Here is a 12,966-nt window from a genome sequence, read left to right on the forward strand (position 1 = left end):
TAATATATTTAATTTTTTGTCTAAAATTGAACATTTAGCCCCAGACTAAACGTTCTTGCTTTTGGGTATGAATAAAAGAATATATTCTGACCAAAATTAGAATCGTCCCACTGACCATTGGACTCAGGATCATAACCTTTAAAATCATCTGAATAGATGATAAAAGCATTCTCAATGCTAGCGTACACTCTCAAATTTCTAACCCTGAGCTTCTCATTATTAAAGTTATAGCCAAAAGAAATTAGATTGCCCCTGATATAAGACCCATTGGCCACCCAATGGCTATCAACTGCGAGATCCTGGCCCGAAAAGCCAGAATGACGTATGCGAGTAATAGGAGTATTCTGATTGTCAGGTGTCCATGAATTGTAAAGCACTGTTTTAAAAGCACTTATCTGACCTTGACGGTCTTCAGCTGTTGTAACGAACTGCTGTAAAATCTCTGCTCCTAAAGAAAATTGCATATCGACGATTGCATCGAATCGGCCGAAATTAAATCTATTAATAAAACTTCCTCTATAATCAGGAAGCCCACTGCCTATAATTTGTTTTTCTTCACTGCGTTTTACCATACCAGGTAATTTCCCCGCTTCAGTAGCAGCAGCAACTTCGTCAGTTCCATAAGTGCCTAACCTGACCTGCCCCCAAAATGAACTAACTGGCTCTCCCACCCTTAAGATCGTTTGACTACCACCGACCCAATTAGGACCAGGGAAGATATCCTCGTCATTTTCACCTAAAGCCTCAACCTTATTTTTATTGTAATTCAATGAAAGAGAGGTGTTCCATGAAAATTTATCGGATTCTATATTCGTTGTTGAAATCAACAAATCGATTCCTCTGTTCGAAAGAGATCCAATGTTGTCAGTAATAGAAGTAAAACCACTTGTTGATGGTACGGGACGATCAAGCAATAGATTGGTTGTCAATTTATAATAATAATCCGCCTCAATTGACAGTATATTGTTAAAAGCACGAAGGTTAAAACCTAAATTAAGCTGGCTACTTTTTTCCCATTGGAGGTCGGGATTTGCCAGGCGTGTTATCCTGCTAGTAGACCTCAATGCCCCTCCAATCATGTTTGTGCCAGAACTGACAGTTGCCAATGAAGAATATGATCCGATTTCACTATTCCCGGTAAATCCATAAGATGCTCGTAATCTTAACATGTTGATAAAATTCACATCTGTCATAAAATCTTCTTCGGAAACAGACCATGAAATTCCACCTGAAGGAAAGAAAGCATATTTGTTATTGTTTCCAAATCGGGATGATCCATCTACACGACCCGTTAGAGTAGCAGTATATTTGTCTTTAAATGTATAGTTGCCACGAAAGAAATAAGAATTCATAGCCCAATCTGTATAGTTAGAAGAAGGGGGGCTTGGGATTTCCGCAACGCCTACATTATTGTATTTAAAAAAGTCATTAGTAAACCCACTGACAGTAATAGTACTCTCGTCAAAAGTAGATCCTTGCCAACTGGCTCCCAAAACAGCCTTCAAATGGCTCGCCCCAAACGTCTTGTCATAGGTAAGAAAATTCTCATTTTGCCAAAATCGTGAGTCATTATTCCCTATTTTGGCTAATCCATTCGGATTTCCTGGCCCAAGAATACTTCCAGAAGCATAATAACGATTTTTAACTAACCTATTGAGTATCCCTACCTGAGACCTAAAAGTAATGTCGGGAGTAATACGCACATCGACAAAAACATTTCCTTGGATATTGGTTCTATCAAACAAATTTTCGACCTCATTAAGAATAGAGACAGGATTAGGATAACCGAAGAAATTAAGAGTTGTCCCTTCAGTCGTTCTTGAATCTGCGTAAGTCCCATCGGGCCACCTTATCGGATAAATTGACGGCATTTCTATAAGGCCTCTGGCTATTGCATCCACTCCGCTACCTTCTACCTGGGGTTTGCTTTCCCAAATATGATTTAATCGAAAAATAGACCCAACAGATAGCCATTTAGACAATGTCGCATCATTGGATAATTTCACATCCATTCTTTTCAATTCCGAGGTTAGTATAACTCCTTGTTGTTCAGTATAGTTTAAAAATATACCTGTTGAAGAATTTTCCCCTGCAGATCGAATGCTCAAATGATGATCTTGTGAAATAGCTGTTCTTGTAACTTCTTTCTCCCAATTGGTATCATATATTGGATTGCCCGCATTATCAAAAAGAAGATCGTTATCCAATACCAGTTTCGGCTCATCGCCAGGTGCATAATCATTATAATATGTGGCATTTTCAAAAGCGATTCTTTGCACCTCCATAAATTCCGAAGCATTCAGGGCATCATATAAAGAGTTCTTTTTTTTAGCCAGGGTACCAAAACTGAGATTAAATTTATATTCAACGGCAATACCCTTTTTATCCAATCCTCCTTGTGTTGTAATCAATACAACACCATTTGCACCCCGTGCACCATAAATAGCCGCAGAAGAAGCATCCTTTAGTACCTCCATGCTCTCAATATCACTAGGATTCAAATAATCAATATTATCCACTTGCATTCCATCCACGACATACAGAGGAGCACTGGAGGCATTAATCGTTCCCATTCCACGTATAAGAACACGATTATTTCCACCCGGCTCACCTGAATTTGTAAATACGGTAACTCCCGCTATTTTACCTCTTAGGTTCTGTAATGGATTAACACTTGGCTGTGAGGATAAATCCTCTCTTGTTACAATTCCGACAGACCCGGTAATTTCACTCTTTTTGGAAGTACCATACCCAACAACTACTATCTCTTCCAATTGATTTGCATCGACTTTCATTTGTATGTCAATCACACTTTGGTTTCCCACAACGACATCCTGAGTCAGGTATCCCACATAGGAAATCGTAATAATAGATTGCTCCACCACCGATATTTTATAATTGCCATCCAGGTCAGAAGTAGTACCTGTAGTGGTGCCTTTAACTACCACAGAAGCACCAGGGAGGCCCTGACCATTTTCGTCGGTGATTTTTCCAGAGATATCAACATCCGCTAAGAAAACAACTTCAAGGGCTTTTTCATCAGGCAAATCCAAGTTTGAGTCAATTTTAGTTACCGATATGTTATTGTTTACCTGCCTGAATTTAAGCTTTGCTTTTTTGGATATTTCAAACAATACATCCGCTACAGAGTTTACTTTACCTTTCGGAATATTCAATCTTATTTTTTTATCCAAATCTTTCTTGTTGTAATAAAAAGCAAAATCGGTATTCAATTCTATCAGATCAAAGGTTTCCTGTAGTGTTTTATCTCTGAAAGAAGTGTTTAAATGTGTCTCCTTCACACTTGAATATTGGGCGTTGGTGCTATAAGCAAACAAAAGGCTCATGCACATTATCTGGAGAACTGAACCATAAGCCAAATATTTTATGGTCATAATTATTATCCGTAATAGTTGAAATTTCATACATTTGAATAGTTAATTGTGAAACTTAAGTTTTGCAATCATTTTCCTGAATGATCATTTTAGTCGGTGTTACATTCAGGAAATAAAAATTGCCCCGGGTGTGTTCATTCGGGGTTCTTTTTTTTAACTGGAATTGACTTTTATTTTTCTCATCATTTAAAGTTTAGTGTTACTTCCCTTTCCTTTATTTCAAATTCGAATTTCATCGAGTGCCCCAGAATCTGTAAAACATTTTCCAGGCTTTGATTTTTAAAACTACCTGTTCCCCGAATGTCTTCATCTGACTGTAGATTTTTTACCTTAAAGGTTACATCATACCATCTTTCCAGCTCTTTCAGAGTTTCGAACAGCTTGGTATCATCAAAATAAATCACCCCCTCTTTCCACGACAGTACTTTTCGGGCATCAAAGTTTTGCCTGATAAATTGATGGTCATCAACGACGGCCTCTTCTCCGGGATTTAATATGAAATCCTTTTCGCTTTCTGGAAACTGAAAATCACTTTCTACTTTGACACTCCCTGTTGCTAATGACACACTGATAGAGGGTTCATCTTGAAAAGCCCTTACATTAAATGAAGTACCCAATGCTGTAGTAGTGATTTTACCTGATTTTACAATAAATGGCCGTAACGGATCTTTTACTACTTCGAAAAATGCTTCCCCCGTCAATTCAATGCTTCTCGTTTTCTGTCCATAATTTTCCAAATATTTGATGGAACTCTCAGAATTGAGGTAAACTTTCGACCCATCTTTTAACGTGATTGTAGATTTCTGCCCCTTTGAATTGACTTTCTGAATGGTAACTATTGCTTTTTTTTCAATGTTTTCATCAGGCCAATATCGATTAGTTGCAAATAATCCTGTCACCAATAAAAGAACACCAGCCAGCTTCCACCAATGTTTTCGGTAAAATGACACAGCCCTTTCGGATTGTTCTTCCCTGACAGCATAATCATAGAATGATGATTCTTGTTTACGAACCTGCATTTTAGTCATCAGCTGTTGATAGACTTCTTCCTTTCTTTGGCTGTCTAGTTCAGTACCTTTACTTTTATGTTCCCAGCTGGCTTTAAGCAGTGCTGTAACCTCCTCGTCATTACCAGTGCTTACCAACCAGTCTTGTACGAACCTCATCTCATCGGGAGTACATTGCCTGTTGATAAATTTCCGAAGCAATTGCTTGTTCATATCTTTTATATTTTTAGCCTTTGGAGGCTCTTCATTATTAAATACACAGGAATTTCAGGTAACCGTTATTGTAACCAGGAAATTTTTCTCTCAAACCGAAAATATTTCACATAAACAACACGCCACAGTCAGTGTGGTAAACTCAATATAACTTCTAAGGTATTTGATAGATTTGCGCATTTGCCCCTCTACTGTATTTTCTGAGATTTTGAGTTTTTTTGCTATTTCCTTATTAGCCAATCCGTCTATCCTGCTAAGGCGAAATATTTGTTGTCTTTTGGGTGGTAAAGCTTCGATGGCCTTTATAAGAAGTTGCTGCATTTCACCGAGCATTATGTCTTCTTCGGTTTGATTTCGCACGGCACTGTTATCTTCGACAGGAAAAAAACAGGAAGGTTCCATTACCTTTTTTCTGAGTTTGTTTAACGTCAGGTTTTTAGCAATTCGGAAAATATACCCATTGACTGAAATACTCTCATCCAGTTTTTGTCTGTTTTCCCATATTTTTAAAAACGTATCCTGAACGACTTCTTCGGCATCTTCTGTGGAATATGTGTAGGTCTGGGAGAAGTTTAATATTTTCGGATAATATGCATCGTACAAAGCCCTGAATGCGCCAAGATTTCCTTTTCTTATCTGAGCAACCAACTCATTATCTACCTTGTCTTGAAACTGCATTTTCAATTGTAAAAGTTTATTTTACCCAAAAGATATTCATAGTATAGTTATCAAATTCTTTCACCCTTTCAACAAACCCTTAGAATTTCATCACAATGAAGACCCATTATTTAATACACAGAAAACCTCATTACCCGTTATCAGGCAAGAAAAAAGTTTTTTTACTAATGAGGCTAAATAATAACGAAGTGCCTCGTTCCGGAATAGTGTTAGATAAAAAGAATCAGTAACTAAATTGCTTTTTTACTTCAAAAAGAATTGTTTATCCAAAGTCATTTTGGAATATTTAATATGTATTAGTTTTAGAAGATTCCCACCCTATAATGGCAGTTTTGCGTGTTGTTCCCCACATATAGCCACCAAAGATACCTGTTGATTGTATCACCCGATGACATGGAATTAAAAATGCAACCGGATTGCTGCCTATTGCTGTTCCTACAGCTCTTGAAGCAGCAGGCTTTTCTATTTCTTTGGCAATATGGCCGTAAGTGACCAACTTTCCCATCGGGATTTTCAATAAGGCTTCCCAAACTTTAAGCTGAAAGTCTGTTCCTTTCAAATGCAATTTTACTTGCCCAATTGTATTCCAATCTTGGGAGAATATTTGCAGGGCACTTTGTTGAATTTGATCTGTTCTTTCCTGAAAAATTGCATTTGAAAACCTCTGTTTCAATTCTAAAAAAGCAATTTTCTTGTCGTCTGCAAAACTAATTTGGCAAACACCTTTGTGGGTAGTAGCGATCAGTATATTGCCAAACAAACTTGTATTGTAACTGAAGTTAATAGAAAGGTTTTCTCCTTTATTTTTGTATTCTCCAGGAGTCATCCCTTCGATGTTCACAAACAGATCGTGCAACCTGCCTGTGCCAGAAAGCCCGGTTTCATAAGCAGCATCAAATAAGCTGGTCTGGGTATTGTTAAGTATTCGTTTAGCATGCTGAACACTGATGTATTGGAGGAATTTTTTAGGGCTTACACCTGCCCAGTCGGTGAACAACCTCTGAAAATGGAAGGGACTTAAATGAACGCTTTCTGCTATTTCGTCAAGCGAGGGTTGCCTGGTATGGTTTAGCCTGATATAGTTGATTGCCTCAGCGATCCGGTGGTAATTGATGTCTTCCTGTGTACTCATTATTTTCCAATTTCATACAAAATTATACCTGTGTCAAAGCTAATAAAACCCGAAACTTGCGAAATGTTTTGCACATAGATATGAGCAAGAAAAAGCCTGCTCTCTTACCAGAAGAGAGCAGGCTTTTTCCACTATTTTTGAGACAACTCAACCAAAGTGAACTTGTTATTCTCTATAGCTGTCAAATTTTGATTTCTTTTTAACTCTCGGAAACACATTGTCCTCCAGATTGACATCAGCTGTCTCCTTGTCCGGATCAATCACAATATTTACCACTTCTTTTTCTTTGGCAAAGACCTTGGTCACTTGCTGTTCGTTTCTTCTCCAAACTTCTGCAGGAATAAATTCTCTTTCGGTAGTGCCATCTTCAAATGTCCATTCAATGATGATCGGCATAACCAATCCTCCGTTGTTTTTGAAAGTCAACTCATAAAAATTACGGTCAGCGTTCGCCAGCTTAATTTGATCATCATCAAGTTTGTTTCTAAACTCCCTGTATTCTGAATTGGAAGTATTTTTAAAAGTAAACTTTTGAGCTTCATCTCCGAATGAGTTTTCATCCACTTGAGATTCACCGGACGATACCCGGGCATTTCTTGATCTTTTGGGTTTGTTTTCCAATTGGCTATCCGGAATGTCCATTTTATACCATTTCACCTTATCAAGTGCAATATCCACATTGTCAGTGGTATAAAACCAACCTCTCCAAAACCAGTCCAAATCTACTGCTGAAGCATCTTCCATTGTCCTGAAAAAATCTCCTGGGCTTGGCCTTTTAAAGGCCCATCTTTCTGCATAAGTTTTAAATGCGTAATCAAAAAGTTCAGGTCCCATAATGGTCTCTCTCAGTATATTCAATGCTGCCGCAGGCTTGCCATACGCATTGTTACCCAATTGCAACACTTGCTCCGAGTTAGTCATAATAGGCCTCATTCCCTCAGGATTTCCCTTCATGTAGTTTACAATCAAATCTGCTCTGCCCCGTGATTTTGGTTTTTCGGGATAATATCTTGTTTCTGTCAATGACTGCACAAAAGTATCAAGCCCCTCATCCATCCAGGTCCATTGTCTCTCATCAGAATTGATAATCATCGGAAAGTAGTTGTGCCCTACTTCATGGATAATTACGCCAATCATACCCCACTTTGTAGCATCCGAATATACTCCTTCGTCATTCGGCCTGCCATAGTTGAAACAGATCATAGGATATTCCATACCTATAGAAGCAGTATGCACTGAAATAGCTACTGGATACGGGTAATCAATCGTAAAGTGTGAATAACCCAACAAAGTGTTTGCTACAGCTTTCGTAGATTCTTTTTCCCACAGTGGGTTTCCTTCTTTGGGATAATACGACATAGCCAAAGGTGTTTTTGTGCTCAATTGCACTGCTTGTGCATCCCATATAAATTTTCTGGAGCATGCAAAAGCAAAGTCTCTTACATTGTCCGCATGAAATTCCCAGGTTTTAGTTTTGGTACTTTTATTTTTCTCGTTGAAAATGGCTTCCTCCTGCGTTCTGATCAAAACGGGTTTATCAAATGTTTTTTTAGCCAATTCAAATCTTTCAATTTCCTGTGCTGACAATACTTCTTTTGGATTTTGTAACCAGCCGGTCGCTCCTACCATAAAAGCTTCAGGCACAGTCAGTTTCACCTTATAATCACCAAATTCCAAAGCAAATTCACCTGTTCCTAAAAACTGCTTATTTTGCCAGCCTTCCAAATCGTCATAAGGAGCCATTCTCGGAAACCACTGCGCAATAGCATATAAATAATTATCATCTTTTGGAAAATATTCATAGCCTGATCTGCCTCCCAGTGTCATTCTATCCTGAATATTAAAATTCCATGCTATTTTGAAAGAAAAGCTTTCTCCTGACTTCAGTGAGGCAGGCAAATCAACCCTCATCATAGTTTTATTGATCGTTTTTGAAAGTGTTTTTCCATCTGCTGTAGTCACTGATGTAATATTGAAACCACCTTCAAAATCAAATTCTTTGGTAATGCTCTGAAGTCCCATACCGCTTACTTTTTCCTGCATGCTTCTTGTTTCCGTCATATCAGCATCTGATCCAGATGCTCTCTTATTTTGATCGAGCTGTAACCAGAGATAATCCAAATCATCAGGAGAATTATTAAAGTAGGTGATGGTTTCTACTCCTGTAATAGACTGGTTGTTGTCATTCAAACTTGCTTCTATTACATAGTCGGCTTTCTGCTGCCAATAGTCTTTTCCAGGAGCTCCCGATGCTGTTCTGTAAGTATTAGGAGTTGGCAAAATAGTTTCCAACTGTTCAAATTTTTGCCCCCATTTTTCTTGTGCATTTCCCAAATATGGAAGTCCCAGCACCACGATAATCAATAACTTTTTCACTTAAATCAATTTTAAAATTTAAAACCAAAACACCAACTCTCTTCAGTTGTATCGTTATGATTTTTCTTAGTTTACATTTTTTCTTTATTATCTTATAGTATCCCTTACCAAAACCTGGTTTCGATCATCAGAATGATTGCTACACCAGCCACAGCTGAGGATACCACCATATTCCAATCCCTTCGGTTTCTTCCCAGCACACCTGTAACAACAAATGCCAGAAACAAAGTAACCAACACAATGATAATTTGTCCCAATTCAAGTCCAAGATTGAAAGCAAATAGCTGCGTAAGCAAATCAGAATTTTTACCCAGCATGCTTTTCAGGTAATTAGAAAAGCCCATTCCATGGATAAGCCCAAAAGCAAGCGCAAAGAAATAATTTAAATTACCATTTTTATCATTTGATAACTGATTTCCTTTCGTAATATTAGTGACAGCTGTGATGAATATCGTAACAGGTATTAGAAACTCAATGAGTGACTTGTTGACCACTATAATATCCAAAACCGCAAGTGCAAGTGTAAGAGAATGCCCTACCGTAAATGCAGTAACTAATACCAATACTTTTTTCCATTCATACATTTGATAAAGAGCACACAAAGCCACCACAAACAATATATGGTCATAACCTTGTATATCGAGAATATGCTCTCTACCTAGCTGGAAATACAATTCAAAGTCTGACATAAATTAAATTATTTTTTTCTTTTCTATAATATGAAGGTCTCTTTGAGGAAATGGTATTTCAATACCGTTTTTATTGAACTCCTCAAATATCATATATCGCAGGTCACTTTTAATTCTCTCTACGGTAAACGAATGTTCGACCCAAAAGAAAATTTGGAAATCAAGAGAAGATTCTCCGAAATCATTGAATCGAATGAATGGCTCTGGTTTTTTAGATACTTCCCCATGAGAATGAACACATTTAGTCAGAATGTCTCTTACCATATTCGGATCACTTCCATACGCTACACCTACATTCACATGAAATCTTGTATGTTCATCATTATGACTCCAATTGATGATTTTGTCATTGACAAACTTGGAATTTGGAACAATCATGAAAATATCATCTCTGGTTTTTATCTCAGATGTCCTCAAACCAATATGAGTTACCTTTCCTATTTCTCCATCTTCCAACTGGATTACATCATCAATCTTCAACGTTCTCTCTATCAACAAAATAAGCCCGGAAGCTAAGTCGTTAAATAACTGTTGCAAACCAAGACCAACACCTACCAGCAATGCTGCGATACTGGCCAGCAATATAGATATTTGCATGCCCAGACTTTCCAATATCAAGACACACACCAACACCCATATAAAATATTTGATTATTTGAAAAACAGACCAACTGGCACTTTTATCAAGTTTATTCTTGTCCACAAGTCTTTGAAAGACTCGTTTAATCACCCACAATACCACCAATGTAGCAAGGACAATCAACATACTGATCATGACACTATAGACACTTATTTTAAAGTGTTCAGATTCAACAAATGTATAGCTCAATATTTCCTTAAGTGTCATGGTTTTATTGCAGATGTATTCTAATACTAATTCAATTAGTTAAAATTATATCTAATTTTGGATTCATTATTGATAAGGCAAACTTAATACCAATAAACAGTCTGAATCGTGGTGAATTATATAATCCCTTTATTCTTTTATTTAAGCGGTGCATTAGCCCATGCTTTTCATATATCTGTATGCGAAATAGAATATGATGAAGAAAGAAAATCACTTGAAATCACACACCGTGTATTTCTGGACGATCTGGAAACAACACTAAAGTCCTGGTCAGGTGATCAAAGTATAGATGTGATAAATCCAAAAGTTGAAAGTGATTTTCAAAAAATACTGGGTAAATACATGCTTGAAAAATTTTCTGTTAATGTAAACGGAAAAGAAACAAACCTTTCTTTTTTGGGATCAGAACCCGACGGAGATGTAATGTATTGCTATATTGAATTAACCGGAGTAAAAAAGCTGAACTCCTTATATATTGTGAACCAAATATTTATGGATAAGTTTGACGATCAGATGAATATGGTTCACATATATAAAGGTGAAAAAACCACATCAACAAAATTCTCGAAGAACAACACAGATTTTACGATAGATTTCGAATAACTCAGTTTTCATCCTCATCAGTAAAATAACGATCAGTATCGTCATCTTCCTCCTGGATCACTTCTGTAGTCACCTGACCTTCTTCTAACAGTACTTCCTCTTTCTCTTGTTTTTTCTTCTTGTATTTTGTCACCTTAAATTCAGTCCTACGATTAATTTGATGCTCCTCTTCAGTTTGAGCTTCTTTGATTTTCAGGTGAGTTTCTCCGTACCCTTTTGGAATAAGCCTATTGTAGTCCACTCCCTTAGAAACTATATAATCAACAGCTGATTTGGCTCTTCTCTGAGAAAGGCTCATATTGTAATTGTCATCGGCCCGGGCATCCGTATGTGAACTCAGCTCTATAGTAATCTCAGGATTGTCCTTCATCATGACTACTAACTTATCCAACTCAAGTGCTGCATCTGGCCGGATATCCGATTTATCTAAATCATAATAGATATTTTCCACCAATATTGGTTTTTCGATTATGATTTGATCCAAAGGCAAATCCATGGTGAAATTCACATTGGTCACCGTATTTTCCAGCTTGGTTCTATCCACAGATTTGCCAACAGTAGAAAACGGCTTTCTGGTGGTGAAATAATTCTCCTTTTCTGCTAATAAGTCATAATTTTCTTCCGAATAAACCCTGAAATTATACTTGCCATCAACTTGTGTGTAATCTTCATCAATAATCTGCCCGTCCTCGTCCAACAAATAAACCTTTGTGTTTGCCAGAGGTTTCAACTCTCCGGTTTCCAGATCGGGAGTCTGAGTAGTTCCTGACAGAAAATAATTTACGATTTTAAGATTTGGGTCATCATTAACAAAAGTATAAATGTCATCATCTCCTTTGCCACCATCTCGGTTGGAAGTAAAAAAACCCCGTGTTTCATTGAACAAATAGATACCAAAATCGTCTTTAGGGGAGTTTATGGGCTCTCCTGCATTTTCCACAATAATTTCTCCGTTTTCCCTGCGTGAAATAAAAATATCAGCTCCACCCATCCCCGGATGTCCATCAGAAGAAAAATACAACTGGCCGTCTTCTGCAATAAAAGGGAATACCTCATTCCCAGGTGTGTTTATCTTATCTCCAAGATTTCTCACATCAACCCATCTTCCTCTTCTATTCAATTTTGCAGTATAAAGATCTATACCACCAAAACCTCCCTCTCGATTGGATGCAAAATACAATGTCTTTCCGTCAGAACTCAAAGCTGGTGAAGAATCCCATGAATCACGCCGACTGGCATTGATAATCCTGGGCTTTGTCCATCTTCCGTTCCTTACTCTGGTAAAATAAAGATCTACTTCATTGGTACCACTGTATTTTCCATTGTTTCCTTTAGCGTATATAACTGACGAACCATCCTGTGATATAGCAATGGAACCTTCATTTATATTAGGGTCGTTGATGATTTCCGGTAAAGGGGTGAGCGTATTAAGGTCAACTTTTGCACCCTTTGTCTTTATTTTATAAATATCAGTAAAAGGAGTACCAGTAGTTTTATAAATTTTACCACCGTCTCTATTAGAAGTAAAATAAAGAAATCCGTTATTATATACCGGAGAATACTCTGCACTTGGTGTGTTGATCTCCTCCAGGTTCTTCACTCTAAAATAATTAACCTTTTCTTTTACCGTAGTAAGCCCTTCAATATTTGACAACTCCTTTTGAGCCAGTGCAACAACTTCTTCTTCTTGCCCTTTGTTCAAATAATCTTCCAATACTTTTTTAGCCTCATCATATTTTTGATTTGCTTTTAGAGAAGATGCATAATAATAATTGGCAGACTCGTCATCAATACCTGCATTTAAAGATGCCCTGTAAAATGGTTCAGCTTCATGTAGTCTGTTGGACTTTCTATAGGCCTCAGCAAGTTTGAAATTTGATACCGGATCATTGGGTTTCAATGATTTTTGATACATAAGAATAGCCGAATTGTATTCTCCATTCAAAAAACTTTTTTCAGCCTTTTTCATAGAACTACAAGAGCCCAAAACGACCACAAAAATCAAAATCAAAGCTTTATTCATATTC

The 12,966-nt window shown here is 37.3% G+C and carries 9 protein-coding genes; 1 reads left to right on the forward strand and 8 read right to left on the reverse strand.

From position 1 onward, the window contains the following. Nucleotides 1-20: 20 nt before the first annotated feature. The 7 genes from AAOP42_RS04710 to AAOP42_RS04740 form a co-directional block, all read right to left on the reverse strand. A complete protein-coding gene (locus AAOP42_RS04710; protein WP_349527308.1) occupies nucleotides 21-3,425 on the reverse strand; it encodes a SusC/RagA family TonB-linked outer membrane protein in 3,405 nt (1,134 codons plus the stop codon). A 152-nt stretch (nucleotides 3,426-3,577) separates the two neighbouring features. Continuing rightward, nucleotides 3,578-4,615 (reverse strand): FecR family protein, encoded by a 1,038-nt coding sequence (locus AAOP42_RS04715; RefSeq protein WP_349527309.1) that lies wholly within the window; start codon nucleotides 4,613-4,615, stop codon nucleotides 3,578-3,580. A 90-nt stretch (nucleotides 4,616-4,705) separates the two neighbouring features. Next, entirely contained in the window at nucleotides 4,706-5,293 is a 588-nt protein-coding gene (locus tag AAOP42_RS04720; RefSeq protein WP_349527310.1) for an RNA polymerase sigma factor, read from the reverse strand. Between the two features lie 286 nt (nucleotides 5,294-5,579). Beyond that, nucleotides 5,580-6,425 carry a bifunctional helix-turn-helix domain-containing protein/methylated-DNA--[protein]-cysteine S-methyltransferase gene (locus tag AAOP42_RS04725; protein WP_349527311.1) on the reverse strand — a complete coding sequence of 282 codons (846 nt, stop codon included), beginning with the start codon at nucleotides 6,423-6,425 and terminating at the stop codon, nucleotides 5,580-5,582. Between the two features lie 165 nt (nucleotides 6,426-6,590). Next, entirely contained in the window at nucleotides 6,591-8,801 is a 2,211-nt protein-coding gene (locus AAOP42_RS04730) for a M1 family metallopeptidase (protein ID WP_349527312.1), read from the reverse strand. Between the two features lie 104 nt (nucleotides 8,802-8,905). After that, the gene (locus AAOP42_RS04735; protein ID WP_349527313.1) at nucleotides 8,906-9,490 is read right to left on the reverse strand and encodes a HupE/UreJ family protein; all 585 of its coding nucleotides are present in this window, start codon (nucleotides 9,488-9,490) and stop codon (nucleotides 8,906-8,908) included. Between the two features lie 3 nt (nucleotides 9,491-9,493). Further along, nucleotides 9,494-10,336 carry a mechanosensitive ion channel family protein gene (locus tag AAOP42_RS04740; RefSeq protein ID WP_349527314.1) on the reverse strand — a complete coding sequence of 281 codons (843 nt, stop codon included), beginning with the start codon at nucleotides 10,334-10,336 and terminating at the stop codon, nucleotides 9,494-9,496. A gap of 108 nt (nucleotides 10,337-10,444) precedes the next feature. Between AAOP42_RS04740 and AAOP42_RS04745 the strand changes: the two genes are divergently transcribed. Beyond that, complete coding sequence (locus AAOP42_RS04745) at nucleotides 10,445-10,939, forward strand: DUF6702 family protein (RefSeq protein WP_349527315.1); 495 nt, start codon at nucleotides 10,445-10,447, stop codon at nucleotides 10,937-10,939. 1 nt (nucleotide 10,940) lies between these two features. On the opposite strand, the gene AAOP42_RS04750 is transcribed toward AAOP42_RS04745, so the two are convergent. Then, entirely contained in the window at nucleotides 10,941-12,962 is a 2,022-nt protein-coding gene (locus AAOP42_RS04750) for a CHU_0125 family OmpA-like outer membrane integrity protein (protein ID WP_349527316.1), read from the reverse strand. Between the last annotated feature and the right edge of the window lie 4 nt (nucleotides 12,963-12,966).

The organism is Reichenbachiella sp. MALMAid0571, assembly GCF_040151475.1.
Lineage (GTDB): Bacteria > Bacteroidota > Bacteroidia > Cytophagales > Cyclobacteriaceae > CAXBNB01.